The following is a 16558-nucleotide window of genomic DNA, read 5'->3' as shown; positions in this document are numbered from 1 at the left end:
TATCGCAGCGCAGCCGCCTCAAAGACTGCGACAATTTTATCTGGCTGCGGCCAGAGAGCCGGGGCAGCCGAAACGCTTACCAGGCCCGACAGTGCTGCACGCTGCTGCGGCGAAAGCCCCGAACTGAGCCGCAGTCGAGTCTCAGTCCGGCTCGATGCGGCATGGAAGTGACGCCTGCCACTCGGTAGCTTCTGGGCATGAGCAAAGACATTTCCTTCCTGGAGCGGCTTCTGGACGCCCCTGGTCCGTCGGGGTTCGAGGCGCGTGCGGCCCGGGTCTGGCGTGCGGAGGCTGAGACCTTCGCGGACGACGTACGGGTCGACGTCAGCGGCAACTCCTTTGCGACAGTGAACGCTGGGGACGGTCCTGTTGTCATGCTGGCGGGCCACATCGATGAGATCGGCCTTCAGATAACCCACATCGACGAACAGGGCTTCCTCTACATCGATGAGATCGGAGGCTGGGATCCTCAGGTTCTCGTGGGCCAGCGGGTCACCGTGCTTTCTCGAGGGGGCGATATCCCGGGCGTGGTTGGAAAGAAGGCCATCCACCTCCTACAGCCAGAAGAGCGGTCGAAGGCGTCAGAGATACGAAAGCTGTGGGTGGATGTTGGCGCCTCTGACCGTGACGCTATAGCTGGTCTCGGCATTCGGGTTGGCGATCCCATGATTATCGCCCAGGACATGGTTCGCCTGGCGGGCGACTTGATCGCGAGCAGGGCAATCGACGATCGAGTCGGAGCCTTCGTGGTGCTCGAAGCGATTCGGATGATCTCGGTCGACGAGCAGGCGCCCTGTGCTTCGGCGACTGCGGTGGCCACGGTCCAGGAAGAAATCGGCTATCAGGGTGGTGGTGCACGGACGAGTGCCTACGCGGTCAACCCCGACGTGGCGATCGTCGTCGATGTCACCTTCAGCACCGATGTCCCAGACATCGAGAAGAAAGAACTCGGAGAGCATGATCTCGGTGGTGGCCCCGTCCTCAGTCGTGGGTCGGCCGCCCACAATCAGGTGTTTGAAATGCTGGCGACGGTCGCGGAGGAAGAAGGTATTCCCTATACGATTCAGGCCTCACCGAAAGCAACCCGGACAGATGCGGACGGAATTCACCTCACCCGCTCCGGCGTCCCTACAGGCCTCGTGTCCGTGCCGAATCGGTACATGCATTCCCCGAACGAGATCGTTCATATCGAAGATCTCTTCAACACGGCCAGCCTCATCGCGGCGTTCGTCCGCAAACTCGGGCCTGGCACCGATTTCACTCCTCGGTAGCGGTTCCGGCTCTCGGCGTTCGGGGTCCGTTGACGCTGTTGGACGCCTGCTCTACCGTTCGTGCCCCTGCAGGTCGGGACCGCGGATGCCCTCTCGTCCGGAGAGGCGCCGACCATAGGGATGGAGCTCGCCAGAAAGGCGACCCGATGCTGTGAGTTCGGACGGGACCGCGCCGGCCGAGTGTAACCTCATGATTTGGAAGTTATTTGTGGACGCTGGAGCACTTATCAGAGAACTGCAGGAAATGCGTGACGGCGGGCATCTGTCCGACGCGCTCCTGCGCAAAGCAGTGCGCTCGATTTCGGAAGATGAGCGCTTCGAATGGACGGGGGTCTACCTGCTGAAGGAAGAGGAGCTCTGGCTGCACAACTACGTGGGTGAGCCCACCGATCACGCTAAGATTCCTGTAGGTAGCGGTATCTGCGGGCGAGCTGTTGCCGAGCGCACGAACTTGAATGTTCCGGATGTGTCCGTTGAGGAGAACTACCTCGCGTGCAACCCGGATATCCAGTCGGAAATGGTCATTCTGATCCGTGCTGGCGATGACATTCTCGGACAGATCAACCTCGATTCCGAGACAAAGGCCGCCTTCACTGAGGACGACGAGCTCGCCCTGATCAGTGTGGCGGACAAACTGGCCGAGCAGCTGGCTGCGGAGCGACGGGAGACTCCCTGACGGAGCATCCTCACTTCCTGAACGCGGGGAACTCCGGACCGTTCACACTGGACGGCACCCGAAGCTACCTGGTCGGAAGTGATGATCTGGTTGTGATCGACCCAGGCCCGGACGTGGATACTCACGTTCGGGCTTTGGCGGCCCTAGCGGCGGGGGTCCGCAGTTTCCGTATTCTCGTAACCCATGGGCACGCAGATCACTCGGCTGCGGCCGGAAGCCTCGGGGTCGTTACAGGTGCGGATATCTACGGGCCTGCCGGCGTCGAGGGTGTGACAATCCCGATTGAGGACGGCTTCGTGGCGTCGACAGATCACGGCTCGCTTGTCGCCGTGCACACGCCCGGTCATATGGAGGACCACCTGGGCTTCCACTGGCCTGTCCGGCGCGCCTTCTTCGCCGGGGATCTTGTTTTGGGTGAGGGAGATACGACCTGGGTCGCGGAGTATTCAGGTTGTGTTGCCGACTACCTCGCATCGATCGAAAAGCTGCACGCCTTAGAGCTGGATGTGCTCTACCCGACTCATGGTCCGCCGCTGACGGATCCCGGTGAGGCTCTGGCCCGGTTTGCTGCTCACCGCAGAGACCGGATCGCTCAGGTGGAACAGGCCATGACGCGGGCTCCGCACGCTGACATCGAGCAGCTTCTCGACACCGTATACCGTGACGAGCTACCCGCAGCGGTTCGCGGTGCCGCTCGACTTTCTCTGTTCGCGTTGATTGACTACGTGAACGGGGTCCGGCGCTGAGTCATCACGTGTTGCCCTGCCGCTTTACACCACCGTATCCTCGGTCATGACTTGTCCCTTGGCTCCTAGTATCGTCGCGGCGCTCCGAGAAATCGTGGGCGCGGATCACGTAATTACTGATGCAGACCGATTGATGGTGTACGAATCAGACGGGCTGACTCAGTACCGGGTGACACCCCGAGCCGTTGTGCTCCCTGCCAGCACCGAAGAGGTGGCAGCGGTCGTTCGCCTGCTTCACGTCGAGGGCATCGAGATCGTGCCTCGAGGTGCGGGGACCGGGTTGTCGGGGGGAGCGCTGCCGACCGCTGACGGCGTGATCGTCGGAACTGCTAGGATGAATCAGATCCAGACCATCGATACGGCCAATCGTCTGGCGCGCGTGCAGCCCGGCGTGATTAACGCGCGGCTGACGGAGGCGACACAGCCTTTTGGGCTCTACTACGCGCCGGATCCGTCCTCTCAAAGTACTTGTACGCTGGGCGGAAACGTGGCCGAGAACTCCGGTGGTCCGCATTGCCTGAAGTACGGCGTGACAGCCCGCTACGTGACGGGCCTGACGATCGTGCTCGCGGGCGGTCGAGTTGTCAGGTTGGGGGGCGCGGGTAGAGCCGCAGCAAGGGGACTTGATCTGGTTGGCCTGTTCGTCGGCTCCGAAGGCTGCTTTGGAATCGCGACCGAGATCGAAGTTCGATTGCTTCCGGTTGCCCAGGGCGTTCGGACGCTCCTCGGCATCTTCGACACCATGGAGGCGGCTGGCCATGCTGTGACTGAGATCATGGCTTCTGGCCTCCTGCCCGCTGCAGTCGAGATCGTGGACCGTGCCACAATCGAGGCGGTAGAGGCTAGCGTGTTTGCCGCGGGTTACCCGACTGATGCGGGCGCTGCTCTGGTCATCGAGTTCGATGGTACCGAGGCAGGGCTCAGTGATGACGCAGATCGTGCAGCTGCCTGCTGCCTCAATGCGGGAGCTCGTGAAGTACGCAGGGCCACGTCCGAGGCCGAACGTGTCGCCCTGTGGAAGGGGCGGAAGAAAGCGTTTGGTGCGATGGGCCGGATCGCACCGGACCTGCTCGTCCAGGACGCCACGGTTCCTCGAACACGGCTCCCTGAGGTCCTTGCACAGATCGCGGCTATCGGGGAGAGGTACCAACTGAAGATTGCAAACGTTTTCCACGCTGGTGATGGGAACCTTCACCCCAACCTGCTCTTCGACCGCCACGATCCCGATGAGCTGGCGAGTGTCGAGGCCGCGTCGAAAGCGATCATGCAGCTGTGTGTCGACGTCGGCGGGACGATCACGGGGGAGCACGGCGTAGGTGTAGACAAGCGTGTCTACATGGACCTTGTCCACAACGAGCAGGAGCTTGCCATGCTGCGGCGTGTGCGGCGTGTCTTCGATCCCGATGGTCTGTTCAATCCGGGGAAGGTCTTGCCGGATGAAGTGGAGGCTGCCCCCCCCTTTGCAGAGGTGGGTTCTGGATCCTCCGTGTTGGAGGTCACCACGTGACGCGAGTGCGGGCGCTGGAGAACACGCTGTCGGCCGAAACCGTGACAGCAGGCTCTGATGCGGCATCTGCGACCAGCTTCAGCGCAGAGCCCATGAGCGTGGTTGCCCCGGCCTCAGCAGACGAAGTCGCAGAGATCATGAAGTGGGCTTCCAGAGAAGCCGTGGGCGTGCTCCCGTTCTGTGGAGGTAGCCGCTTGCCTGCGGTGCCTGAGGATCATCCGTACGTCGCAGTGTCCACGAGCCGACTGTCGGGGGTGGAGATCTATGAAGCAGCCGACCTCACCGTCACTGCGGGCGCCGGAACTCCCTCCACGACAATAGACCGAGTGCTTCGCGAGAACCGACAATGGGCCCCGTTCAATCCTCCCAGGGTCGAGGACCGATCTCTGGGCGGTCTCGTCGCACTGGGGGAATCAGGGTCGCTATGGATGGGGTATGGCGAGCTTCGCAATCACGTTCTCGGGATGACCGTCGTCACCGGCGACGGTCGAGTCCTCAGACTGGGTGGCAGGGTCGTGAAAAATGTTGCGGGTTACGACCTCATCAAGCCCATGGTGGGGAGCGCAGGCACTCTAGCTGTTATGACATCCGTCTGCCTGCGGGCGTACCCCGAGCCTGCGGTGGAACTTGTGCTGGCGCTCACCGCGTCGAGCATCGACGATCTGGCAGAAGCCGCGCAGCGGGTTACGACCGCTCCTGTCATGCCGGCATCCATTGTTCTCGTTGACGGAACGTCCAAGCTCGCCGGATCGGCCGGCCTGGTCTTGAGGCTTCATGGGGCGCCTTCCACGGTCGCGGCCGATCGTGCGACGCTCGAGGCACATGTTGGCCAGCTATTCGAAGAGGTCAGCACCCCCAACGCGCTCCTCCCTGACATCAGGGATCGGGGTGCGGATGCGCCGTGCTGTATCGAAGTCTCGGCTTATCCTTCTCGTCTCGCAGATCTCCTGGGTGCGGTGAGCTTGCTGGACCCCGTCGGGATTCTGGTTGACGTCTATGCGGGCAGAGCGCGAATCGGGCTTGCCGGGACCGACCCCGACGCCCTGGGCCGAGCCACGCTGCAGCTGGAGGCCCTCGGGGGCGCGCTCCGAGTTATTCGTGCCGAGGGACCGCATGGCTCGGCAGGCTTAGGGAGTGGCCTGTCGCCAGACGAGGCAGATTTGACTGATCGGCTAAGGACTGCGTTCGATCCGGCCGGTGTCATGTGGCCGGCTCGCGGGCAACGTTCCGCATGAATGCCTCGCACGAGACCACGTCGGAAACGGGGTCCGCGGCTGACCGCTTGTCCGTGGCACTCGACGCGCAACGCGAGCGTTTACTGCCATGCGTGCATTGTGGCTTCTGTCTCCCTGCTTGCCCGACGTATAATCGTCTAGGGGACGAAAACGACTCGCCGCGCGGCCGCTTACACCTGATGAAAGCTGTCGTGGAAGGGCGCCTCGATGCGTCGTCAACAGCTTTTCAGACGCACATCGACAGGTGTCTCGGGTGTCGCGCCTGCGAGCCCGTGTGCCCATCGGGGGTCGAGTACGGGACCCTTCTCGAGCTGGCTCGAGACGTCGCCACTAATGTGAAACCCCCTAGTGTGCTGACCCGGGCCCTCCTCACGGTTATGGGGTCAGCCTGGATCCGACGACCCTTCTTTCTCGGAGGTCGCCTGGTGCGAGCCTCAGGGCTCGCCGCTTTCGGCGTGCGTGTCCTTCCTAGTCAGGGAGCGCTCGGTACCGTGCGCCTCGCACTGGCTATGCTGGCGGCCAGCGAGGACTCGAGGACCGCCTCAAGCCGGCTGGTGGTTCCGCCGGTTGCGAGGAATGGCGAAGCCGATGCGAGTGCCGAGTTGGGCTCGGTCGCGGTGCTGCATGGATGCGTTCAAGCGGGCTTGTACGGCCGGGTCAACGACGCGACAGCGCGTACGTTATACGCGAATGGGTACGTGATTTGTGATGCTCTGGGGCAGGATTGCTGCGGAGCCTTGCATGCGCATGGGGGTGACCTCGAGGGTGCGAGGCGGCTCGCTCGTCGCAACATCGATGCTTTCGAGGCCGCTGGGACTGATCGTGTGGCGGTGAATGCAGCCGGCTGCGGTGCGGCGATGAAGGAGTACGGCACGCTGCTCGAGCAAGACGCTGTGTACGCCTCTCGTGCACGTGCATTCAGCGAGCGAGTACGCGACGTAACCGAACTGCTGGCGGTGGCCGGGCCCCGTCGGGGCGCGGAGGTGTTGTGCAGTGTCGCGTACGACCACCCCTGCCACCTGCTGCACGCTCAGGGGGTCGAGTCGGCGCCTCTCGACGTACTTGCCGCGATCCCGGGTGTCGAGGTGCGAGTCGTCCAGCAAGCTGACGAGTGTTGCGGAGGGGCGGGCATCTATGGAATGACTCATCCTGACCTAGGCGGCCAGATCGGAGGAGACAAAATTAAGGCAGTCCGTGCTGAGCAAGCGGATGTCGCTTGCACCCCGAACCCGGGCTGCATGATGCAGATTGGGGCGGGCCTGCGCATCCAGGGACAGTCCGGTGCTGTCGTGCACCCAGTCGAACTTCTCGACGAGAGCTACGAAAAGGCAGGATATTATCAGTGAGCATGACAGAAATCGAGACGCCTGCTTTCCCCTCCCATGGTGGGTGGTCACGCTGACATGAGCATCCTACATGACCCGGCGCGGGCGACGGAAGACGGAAAACGGACACTCGACCTGGTTCGAGGGATGAGAGATGAATTCGTCGACTTTCTCACCACATTGTGTCGAGTTGAGTCACCAACGGACCATCCGGAGACTCAAGGCGACGTTCACGCTCTGATTGGCCCTGCCTTCGAGGAGTTGGGTTTCGACGTGCGTATCGTGCCCGGACGAGTGAGTGGAAACCACTTACTTGCGGTGCCGAAGCGTCGGCGTCGTGGTGCTCCGACCCAGCTCCTTATGGGGCATAGTGACACTGTCTGGCCGCTCCATACGCTCGAGCGCATGCCCGTCCACACTGACGGAGGGAGGCTGTACGGCCCAGGAACGCTCGACATGAAGGGTGGTCTGACCCAGATCATCTTCGCCTTGCGTGCGCTGCGGGACCTTGGCGTCGAGCCTTCGCTCTCCCCGGTGATCTTCGTGAACGCCGACGAGGAAGTGGGAAGCCCCGATTCAAAACGACATGTCAGGCGCCTGGCGCGTCAGGCGAGCCGTGCCCTCGTACTAGAGCCCTCGCTGGGCCCGTCGGGCCTTATCAAGACGGCCCGAAAGGGCGTGGGTCAGTTCGAGATTGTCGTCCGAGGCCGAGCGGCACATGCTGGGCTTGATCCCGAGGCGGGCGCCAGTGCAATACTTGAGCTCTCACACGTCATTCAGCAGGTGAACGCACTGAATGCGCCGAAACTTGGCCGTACGCTGAACGTCGGACTGATCGATGGCGGAACTCGACCCAACGTAGTCGCCGCCGACGCCCGTTGCGTGGTGGATGTGCGGGTCGTGACGTCGGAGGATGGCAGGGAGGTTGAGCGGCTGCTCAAGGCGACCGAACCTGTGACAGCAGGCGTCAGTCTGGAAGTCAGTGGAGGCGTCCGCATCGCTCCCCTGGAGCGGACTGCGAGGAATATCCGTCTTTGGGAGCTAGCTCAGGAGGCGGGAGCCGACCTCGGATTTGACCTGGATCACACCTTGGCAGGCGGAGGCTCCGACGGGAACACGACCAGCCTTTTTACTGCCACACTCGATGGCCTCGGCTGTGTGGGGGATGGGGCGCACGCTGACCACGAACACATCGTCATCGATCCATCACTCGACCGATGCGCAATTTTGGCCCGGCTCCTTATGGCGCCGGTCGACAACTCCGCATTTATGGCTGAGGACGGCGAATCATGAGTCCGGTTCTGTTCGGTTCGGTAACGCGCATCGCGGAGCTGCCAGCTTGACCTTTCCCATACGAACCCGTGGAGAGAGCGACATGGGGGACGGGAGACTATAGCCGTGGTTGAGGTGCTACCGAGGGACGGCGAGGCGGAGAAGTTCGAGCTCGCCGCTGGACCAATGTGCATGTCCATGGCGGGAGATATGCTTGTCGGAGCCGTCGCCCGGCGTTTTGCCACGCCCGAAGCCGCCGGTACGCACGAGGAGCTCGGCGAAGACCTGCTTATGCTTTCGGTGACAGGGGGAAGCTGCTTTGGGGCGCTGACCTCGAAGTCGTGTTTCTCGAAAGACCTCCTGCCTCTCAGGCACCTTGGCCACGGGATGTTCGAGGGTCACAGGCTGGGGATGAAACCCTTCGTTCCGACTAGCGAAGAGATTCCTTTCGACATCTCCGGGAGCCTTTATCGGCGGCTGGAGCCTGCGATCGGATCGAGAGGGGACAAGTGACGGAGCCCTATACCATTCGCGACTTTTCCTCGATCGAGGAATATTGTGCCTGCGTCGATCTTCAGGAGGCGACGTGGGGTGTCGGTTTTTCGGAGAGGGTCTCGCCAGCGATTCTGAAAGTCGCCCAGATTCTCGGAGGTGTGGCTGCTGGCGCCTACGATGCGCATGGCGAACTGGTGGGCTTTGTGTTCGGGATGACGGGTGTGCGTCGCGGGGAGTTGGCGCACTGGTCGGACATGCTTGCAGTACGGCCTGGGCTTCGTGACACGGGGCTGGGGCGACGACTTAAGGCGTATCAGAGAGATCGGGTCAGGAAGGTGGGCGTCGACAGGATGTACTGGACCTTCGACCCCCTCCAGTCACGAAATGCGCACCTGAACCTCACCCGACTGGGTGCGGTTGTGCGGGAGTACGAAGAGAACATGTATGGGGATACGGACTCCCCGCTGCATCGAGGCATCGGCACTGATCGGTTCATCGCCCTGTGGGAACTCTCTTCGGAGCGAGTCGAGGGGCGACTGGATGGTCGGTCTTCGTTCGCTCCGGTCGAGGCGGGTCCGGTTCCGTTCGCGGTTGAAGCCGTCGAAACGGATGGTCGCCTGAGGCCGGTGCGGAACGAGCTGTCGAGGAACGAAAGCGTCGCGGTGGCGATTCCTTCGGACATCACCGCTCTGATGCGAGATGACCTCGAGTTGGCGATCGAGTGGCGGCACGCTACGCGCGCAGCTTTCACGTACTACCTGAGTCGTGGCTACGAAGTGAGAGAATTCGAGCGAGGAGAGCGTGCCTCCACCTACGTGCTGGTTGCTTCAACCGAGTGCGAGTGAGTTATCCTGAGATCGCCATACTGGGAGCCGGCCCTGTCGGACTCGAGGCGGCGCTCGCGGCCGTCGCAGCCGGACGATCGTTTCGGATCTTCGAAGCGGGCCAGGAGGCTGCGAGCAATGTGAGACAGTGGGGGCATGTTCGTCTCTTCACGCACTGGGACATGAGTGTGTCCGAGCGCATGCGGAAGGCTCTCGAGGACTCGGGACAAGTGGTTCCATCCGGGGAAAGGTGTCCGACAGGTACTGAGCTTGTCGACCAGGTGTTGAGACCCGTCTCGGAGTTGCCTGACGTCGGGCCGTGTTTGCGTCCGGACAGCAGGGTCATCGAAATCGGGCGTGAGGGACTGCTGAAGAGCGACGAGATCGGTACCGCGGCACGCGCGGCACCTCCGTTCCGATTGCTTATCCGCGACTCGAAAGGCAGCGAGCGTATCGAGTTCGCTGACGTCGTGCTCGACTGTACCGGCACGTACGACCGACCAAATGCGCTAGGCAAGGGCGGAGTAGGGGCGCCAGGGGAGAAAGCTGCTGACGAGCACATCATCCGACAGCTCCCGGATTTTGACACCGGCTCGGTCTCTCACTCTCCCGACCGCTGGGCGGGTCTGCGAATTCTCCTTGTGGGGGCTGGGCACTCGGCGCAGACGGCGGCGATCTCACTGGCGAAAATTGTTGAGGCTGAACCTGAGACTCGTGTTACATGGATCATTCGGAATCCGTCGCCCACATTCAGTGCGATTGAGGACGATCCCCTTGGATCACGTGGCACGCTCGTGCGCACGTCCCTCGCACTCGCGGTCGGTGACGATTCGCCCTTTGATGTACGATTAGGCCGCTCAATCGAGGAGCTGACCACGTCGACTGACGGCGTCGTCGTGTCCCTCGGTGCCGATCAGATGGTCACCGTGGATGTCATTATCTCGCTGACCGGGTCGGTCGGGGACGACAGGATGTATCGGCAACTTCAGGTTCATGAGTGCTGGGCTACGTCGGGCCCGATGACGTTAGCTTCCGCCCTTCTCTCGGACTCGTCGGCCGACTGCCTGGCCCAAGAGAGCCACGGTGCGGACACTCTGAGAAATCCTGAGCCGAACTTCTATATTCTTGGCAGCAAGTCGTACGGCAGGAACACGACCTTTCTCCTCCGCGTCGGATGGGACCAGGTCGATGAGGTGTTCTCCCTTTTTCCAAACAAACCGGTCCACATGGACGGAGCCACATGAAAATCGAGCGCGCTACGCTTCGCGAAATCCCACTTCGCCTCAAAGAGTTTTTCGAGATTTCGAGCGGAGGGATGCAAGACTGCAGGGTCCTCCTCCTCACACTCGAGGGAGAGGGGCTGGTTGGTTGGAGCGAGTGCGTCTCGGGCCCGGACCCGGCTTACTCCTATGAGACGACAGATACCTCGTGGCATATCCTGACCGACTACATTCTCCCCAATATCGTCGGGCGTGAAGTCGAGGGCCCGGAGGAGATTCTTGATCCTGTGTCCTGGATTCGAGGGCACGGAATGACCAAGGCTGCGGTCGAAATGGCAGGCTGGGACATGGCCGCGCGAGCCGATGGCGTGTCGCTGTCTCAGAAGCTTGGCGGTACGCGCGAAGCGGTCTCGGTCGGTGTGAGCGTGGGGCTGAAGTCAACGGACGAGGCGCTCCACGAGCAGGTCGCTGGCTTCATCGAAGACGGTTATGCCCGCGTAAAGATCAAGGTGAAACCGGGTCGCGACATCGAGATGCTCGGTGGCCTTCGAGCCGCCTACCCCAACGTAAAGTTCATGGCAGACGCCAACTCGGCGTACACGCTTGCTGACGTCGCTCGGCTCCGTGAACTCGACGCACTTGATCTCACGATGATCGAGCAGCCTCTCCGCTATGACGACTTCCTGCACCATGCGCGCCTCCAGGAAGAGATCGAGACACCCGTCTGCCTCGATGAGTCGATTAAGTCGGAGGGTGACACGGAGCTGGCCCTTGAGCTTGGCAGCTGTCGGATTATCAACATCAAGCCGGGCCGCGTCGGCGGACTCGGCGTTAGCCGGCGCATCCACGACATGATGCAGGACGCCGGACTCCCAGTGTGGTGTGGTGGGATGCTCGAGTCCGGGATTGGCCGCGCGCACAACGTGGCCCTGGCGTCTCTGCCGGGCTTCACTCTTCCTGGCGACATCTCTGCTAGCAGTCGGTACTGGGCTCGTGATATCGTGTCCCCGGAGTTCGTGGTGTCCGACGGGATGATGCAGGTGCCGACGGGTCCTGGTATCGGAGTTGAGATCGACGAAGAGTGGATCGAGTCGCTCACCACCCGGGTGGTGACGTTCGGCTGATATGATTCCGGTGGGGCACTGGATCCCAATAGTGGCGCCCGGACTTGTAAGTCCGCGTGGTCACCTGCTCACGAGGCGGATACACCAGGGGCAGTAGCGCCAACCCTTGTCGAGCGGTCGACCGCACACGCAGTTGCGCTCTCGTCTGAGACCACATTGCGGGCACCCGGTCGCGCTGAAAGGGACGCGCGCCTCGCAGTGAGAGCAGGGGAGTCCGATAGAGGCCTCGGCGAGCAGAAGGCTCGACACTTCATGCGGCAGCGTGAGCCCCGCCGCTACTGCACGTCGAGCGTCCGACTCCAGGGTTCCTGTGCTGGCTTCCCTGGACAGGCGTCGGAGGCGGGATGCCGAACCTCCGGCCGATATCTCGTCTCTCATTTCATCCGAGATAGTGAGCATCTGGTAGACGCCGGTTCTTCCATCGGTGCCGTCCCCCAGGATCCTCAGTGCGCCACCCTCCGGGCGGAGCTAGCTTGCGCTGTGTTGGATTATCAGTATCCCATCATCGCCCGTTCCCAGCCGCTAGTCAGGTGCGACTGGACTTCGATTGGAGTTCCTTCGTGCAGCCGCGCCCTCGCCTCCGGATCATTGCTGTAGCGGCGGCCGCGGTTTGCCTCGCGTTGGCGATGCCCACTCCAGCCGGTGCGCAGACCTCGGCCATAGTCGGTGCAACGGTGATCGATGGCCACGGTGGCGAGCCACTTCGCGATCTGACTGTCCTGGTCCAGAATGGAGAGATCCTGCTCGTGGGGCCCCGGGCACAGGTGCAGATTCCAGTGGGCGCGGAGGTCATCGACGGACAGGGCCGCTTCGTGGTGCCAGGCTTCATCGACCTCAACAATCATATCACGGGCCAGGGCTTTCATGAGGACCTCTTTCCTCTGCTCCTGTATGGAGTAGAGAACCCGATCCTTGAGTTTGGCTACGCCGTCGAAGCTGCACAGATGGCGCTCAAGTCGGGCGTTACCACGGTCCGTGACACGTACGGGCCGCTGCCCCCGCTGCTCGAGATTCGTGATCTCATTACATCCGGTGACATCGTGGGCCCGCGTCTGATGGTTGCTGGTGACATCATCGGATGGGGTGGCCCACATCATGACCGTGGGCCCCTGACCGATAGACAGAAGCTCTTCAACGAATACTTCCATGGATGGGCAGACCTCGGTGTGGACCTGACGACTCGGTCGCCGGCTGAGGTGGCAGAACGAGTTGATCGGTACATCGACCTCGGGCCGGACTTCATCAAGTACGCTGCAACGACGCATGGAACCGACCCACCCGTCCATATCGTCTTCTCGCCGAGGGTGCAGCGAACGATCGTCGAGACGGCGCACCGACGAGGACTCAAGGTCGATGTGCACACGTCGAGCGTGGAGGGGCTGTTGCTCGCGGCGGAGGCGGGCGCGGACATCATCACCCACGCCGGGAGTCCCGGGGATCAACTCATCCCGGACGACGTGATTCGTGTACTTAAGGAGCGTGGAACGGTCTGCGCGATCTTCTCCCACATGACCTGGGGCCCACTGGCGGATGCCTTCCTGGCGAGGGGAAGCGGAGCCAGCGCCGGCGAGCCTTCGCCCGAGGAACTGATCTCGGAGATGTGGCCCTATCGGAACATCCGCGATCGGGTCCCTGAGTACCGGGAACTGCTCGAGCGCTGGGCGCGGGAGAACCCTAGCCGTGACCTCCGGGCTCAGGTGCTCGGAGAGCGCGAGAATCACCATCGTCTTATCCGCGGTGGCTGCAGAATCGCCATCGCCACGGACAACGCTCCTTCGGGCATTCCGGAACTGGCCGGTGCGGGTGCGTCGGTGCCGTTCTTCGCCGACCCTGGCACGGGGACACTCCTCGCGATCGAAGGGCTGGTCGGACTCGGAATGACGCCAAGCGAGGCCATTGTCGCCGCTACGAAGACGGGAGCGTCCGCAGCCGGAGTCCTGGACCGCGTCGGAACTGTGGAGGCAGGGAAGATCGCAGATCTGCTGATCCTCGACGCCGATCCGTTGGCCGACATCTCCAACATCCGCAGGCTCTGGAGAGTGATGAAGGCCGGGGTGGTGATCGACCCGGCCTCGTTGCCGACGGATCCACGCTACTACCGACGTTGAACCCCGGGATATCATGTCTGGCACATCAAGACTCGGACTAGCTCCGCTATCGCCAACGGTGGCCCGGCCCACGACTCGCGCCTGGTCAGGGCTCGGTATTTGCCTCGCCGTTTGCGGGTGTCTTGGCGCGGGCGAGCGTCCGCCAAGTCTTGAGGAGGTGAGCGAGACTTCCGACGAGGCGATCTCGGTGGATTGGTGTGCCGCCCTTCCCCGCGCGGCCTACGCGGATTTGGTCCGTGTGCCGGTGGAGTCTGATTGGTTCGAGGTGTGGGAAGCAGGTGAGGGAGTGCTGGCGATCTACGAGCCGAAGCAGTGGCAAGAGGTCATCTCATACCTGGTGTTGGGTACCGAGCGTGCGCTTCTCTTCGACACCGGGATGGGCATCGCTGCCATCTCGGACGTCGTCGATCAGCTGACGGAATTACCCGTCATCGTGCTCAACTCGCACACACACCTCGATCACATCGGAGGGAATGCCGAGTTCTCTACGATCTTCGGGATGGACACCGATTTCACTCGCGCCCGCGCGGAAGGGCTGGCTAACGCGCAGGTCCGACAAGAGCTGGAGCCAGCAGCTTTGTGCGGGCCACTTCCCGCCGGAGTCAGTCAGGACAGTTACCGCACCCGACCCTGGACGATCAGCGAAGTCGGCCGCGACGGGCACAGGGTGGATCTCGGTGGGCGTACGGTCGAAGTCCTCCACATCCCCGGCCATACGCCAGACGCCATCGCGCTGTTGGATACCGACGCCGGGTACCTATGGACGGGAGACTCGTTCTACGAAGGCCCGATCTGGCTCTTCGCGCCGGAGACCGATCTTGAGCGGTACGAGCAATCGGTCCGTCGCCTCGCTGACCTGGTTCCGCGCCTTACGAGAGTCTTCCCGGCGCACAATACTCCTGTGGTTGATCCATCCCGACTCGTTGAGTTACGCGAGGCGGTCACAGCGTTGCGGGAGGGCAGGCTGACGGGGCAGGTCGATGGCGAGATCGAGCGCTACGACCTAGGTAGCTTCTCCCTGCTGTTGTCTGCGCGGCGTTAGCGATACCCGAGGAGTGAAGACGGGAAAGAGCTGTCTGATAACGAGAAGTTCACGAACCATAGCGGAGACCCGAAGGACCGATCCGCGTTGCGGTCTAACGTCTCGCGATTCTGCTGCACGGCCACCTTGCTAACAAGGGGCGCGAGCTGAAGGCGAGTGGCCCGCTGCCATTCAGGTAACCCGTGACAGTAGCAATCGCTTGTTAGAGAGCCCCCGCCCTCGCGTCATTCACCTTCTGCAAGCTTGGCAAGCGCACCGACTAAGGAGTCCAGAGCAACAAGGGTCTCCCGCAGGCTCGCCAAGTAGCGTCGTTGATAGTGGGCCTTCTTGACGACAGCTGTGACCATGCGGTCATCGGCCAGGAGTTCTTCCAACACGCCGACGCCGCTGCGAGCGACCTCCGAGGCACTCGACCCTACACCCCGTCTGAAACGGCACGTCATCGATGGCGCGGACATTCAGCGGGTCAAAGAGAGCAATCCGTATCCGGCGGCTGTCGATATCGAGGCGAACAAGATGGTGGGCCTTAATGAGACTCGGGAAGATTGCCTTCCGCGCAGTCTCGGTCGGCTCCAGCGGTCCCGCCGTGAAGTCGAGCCCCAACTGGCACGCGAGGGCGCGAGCCACAGCATCACGTGTTGTGACCCCCATCCGGACTAGCGTGTCGCCGAGGCGCTCGCCAGGCTGACGGCCGGATGACAGTGCGGTCTCGACGTCATGGGGATTAACCCCGGCGTCGTCGATGAGTAACTGTCCCATGATGCGTGAGGTTCGAGCCATGCACGACGATCGGTATCCGAGCTGGGCCCTGCGATGGCTGTCTGGGACGGCACCTTTGTCCCGCGCTCAGGAGCCGGTGGCGGCTCCAAGCAGGTAGGCTGACACATCAGAGAGGTCCGACGTCAGGCAAGCGCGGCCCGCGCCGGGACCCGCCGCTACGGCGCCGCGAGAGGTTCCTAGTGTGCCCGGTGCCGACGTTCTCGAGAACGTCGAGCAGGTGCTACCTAGTGACTACTCGCCCGGCCGGAGGTCCACCATGACTTGGACCTGGATCGCGCCCATATCCGCACGCTCGCGAATCGCGTCCTTCACTCGTGGTTCGAGCTTGGTGTAGGCCGCCAAGATTCCACCCCGGAGTTCCTTTCTCAGAACCTTGAGAGCGTTCACATCAGCCCGGCTGGTCTTCGTTTCCTTCTTGGCATCCGTGACTTCAACCGGATGAATCTCGAACGGGGAGACTCCAACGTCGTCATAGCGCTCGTGATCCATATACTGGATCGAGATACTCACGTCGCCACGGGCGTGGTGGTGATGAATATCTCCGACGGCCTGAAAGCGGGAGGCCAGTCGGCCGAGCTCGGCTCTCTGTGCTGCCTTCGTGTAGGCACGTTCGAGAATCGAGAAGATTCGCTTCGCTCGCTCCGTATTCGTCGCATCGAGGTCGGGCATCTGGGAATCGAGTTCCCGCCCCGCTGCCTGGCGTTCGACGTTGAAAGCGGCGCTCTCCGCATCCCGATTACGGGCACGGTCGATGTTGTCGAGAATTCTGTCCGGATTCGTACGTAAGCTCATGAAAACCTGGCTGCCAAGGATGTCACTATCGCTCCGTATCTTAGTACAGGTCCTAAAACGGAGTGCAACAGGATATCAGTCGTCCCATTTGGGGCCAAGGGTGAGTGTGGGCGGGGCGAGCGGCGAAAGGCGTCTGTCTTC

Annotated in this window: 15 protein-coding genes; 13 read left to right on the top strand and 2 right to left on the bottom strand. The window is 62.3% G+C overall.

Annotated elements, in window-relative coordinates; genetic code table 11:
- Positions 1–197 precede the first annotated feature (197 nt).
- The 13 genes from OSA81_08670 (at position 198) to OSA81_08610 (ending at position 14845) form a co-directional block, all read left to right on the top strand.
- Complete coding sequence (locus OSA81_08670) at positions 198–1271, top strand: M42 family metallopeptidase (GenBank protein MDE0899075.1); 1074 nt, start codon at positions 198–200, stop codon at positions 1269–1271.
- Between the two features lie 190 nt (positions 1272–1461).
- The gene (locus tag OSA81_08665) at positions 1462–1947 is read left to right on the top strand and encodes a GAF domain-containing protein (GenBank protein MDE0899074.1); all 486 of its coding nucleotides are present in this window, start codon (positions 1462–1464) and stop codon (positions 1945–1947) included.
- Positions 1948–1994: 47 nt separating this feature from the next.
- Entirely contained in the window at positions 1995–2693 is a 699-nt protein-coding gene (locus OSA81_08660; GenBank protein MDE0899073.1) for an MBL fold metallo-hydrolase, read from the top strand.
- Between the two features lie 46 nt (positions 2694–2739).
- Positions 2740–4200 carry an FAD-binding protein gene (locus OSA81_08655; protein MDE0899072.1) on the top strand — a complete coding sequence of 487 codons (1461 nt, stop codon included), beginning with the start codon at positions 2740–2742 and terminating at the stop codon, positions 4198–4200.
- Positions 4197–5435 (top strand): FAD-binding oxidoreductase, encoded by a 1239-nt coding sequence (locus OSA81_08650; protein ID MDE0899071.1) that lies wholly within the window; start codon positions 4197–4199, stop codon positions 5433–5435. The genes OSA81_08655 and OSA81_08650 overlap by 4 nt, the downstream gene beginning before the upstream one ends.
- Positions 5432–6781 carry a heterodisulfide reductase-related iron-sulfur binding cluster gene (locus OSA81_08645; GenBank protein ID MDE0899070.1) on the top strand — a complete coding sequence of 450 codons (1350 nt, stop codon included), beginning with the start codon at positions 5432–5434 and terminating at the stop codon, positions 6779–6781. The genes OSA81_08650 and OSA81_08645 overlap by 4 nt, the downstream gene beginning before the upstream one ends.
- A 57-nt stretch (positions 6782–6838) precedes the next feature.
- Positions 6839–8053, top strand: coding sequence for a M20 family metallopeptidase (locus OSA81_08640; protein ID MDE0899069.1), 1215 nt, complete (start codon positions 6839–6841; stop codon positions 8051–8053).
- A 105-nt stretch (positions 8054–8158) separates the two neighbouring features.
- The gene (locus OSA81_08635; GenBank protein MDE0899068.1) at positions 8159–8545 is read left to right on the top strand and encodes a hypothetical protein; all 387 of its coding nucleotides are present in this window, start codon (positions 8159–8161) and stop codon (positions 8543–8545) included.
- A complete protein-coding gene (locus OSA81_08630) occupies positions 8542–9372 on the top strand; it encodes a hypothetical protein (GenBank protein MDE0899067.1) in 831 nt (276 codons plus the stop codon). Before OSA81_08635 ends, OSA81_08630 begins: the two co-directional genes overlap by 4 nt.
- Complete coding sequence (locus OSA81_08625) at positions 9369–10595, top strand: FAD-dependent oxidoreductase (GenBank protein ID MDE0899066.1); 1227 nt, start codon at positions 9369–9371, stop codon at positions 10593–10595. The genes OSA81_08630 and OSA81_08625 overlap by 4 nt, the downstream gene beginning before the upstream one ends.
- A complete protein-coding gene (gene menC / locus OSA81_08620) occupies positions 10592–11695 on the top strand; it encodes an o-succinylbenzoate synthase (protein MDE0899065.1) in 1104 nt (367 codons plus the stop codon). Before OSA81_08625 ends, menC begins: the two co-directional genes overlap by 4 nt.
- A 560-nt stretch (positions 11696–12255) precedes the next feature.
- Positions 12256–13803 carry an amidohydrolase family protein gene (locus OSA81_08615; GenBank protein ID MDE0899064.1) on the top strand — a complete coding sequence of 516 codons (1548 nt, stop codon included), beginning with the start codon at positions 12256–12258 and terminating at the stop codon, positions 13801–13803.
- A gap of 157 nt (positions 13804–13960) precedes the next feature.
- The gene (locus OSA81_08610) at positions 13961–14845 is read left to right on the top strand and encodes an MBL fold metallo-hydrolase (protein ID MDE0899063.1); all 885 of its coding nucleotides are present in this window, start codon (positions 13961–13963) and stop codon (positions 14843–14845) included.
- Between the two features lie 351 nt (positions 14846–15196).
- Here OSA81_08610 and OSA81_08605 read toward each other — a convergent pair whose 3' ends face one another.
- Together OSA81_08605 and OSA81_08600 are read right to left on the bottom strand one after the other, a co-directional pair.
- The gene (locus OSA81_08605) at positions 15197–15625 is read right to left on the bottom strand and encodes a hypothetical protein (GenBank protein MDE0899062.1); all 429 of its coding nucleotides are present in this window, start codon (positions 15623–15625) and stop codon (positions 15197–15199) included.
- 231 nt (positions 15626–15856) lie between these two features.
- The gene (locus tag OSA81_08600) at positions 15857–16417 is read right to left on the bottom strand and encodes a hypothetical protein (protein MDE0899061.1); all 561 of its coding nucleotides are present in this window, start codon (positions 16415–16417) and stop codon (positions 15857–15859) included.
- Positions 16418–16558 lie beyond the last annotated feature (141 nt).

The sequence above is a fragment of the Longimicrobiales bacterium genome (assembly GCA_028823235.1).
Classification (GTDB): Bacteria; Gemmatimonadota; Gemmatimonadetes; order Longimicrobiales; family Gaopeijiaceae; genus UBA2589.
The sequence above is the reverse complement of the archived record's forward strand: the minus strand, read 5'-3'. Positions and strand labels throughout refer to the sequence as shown.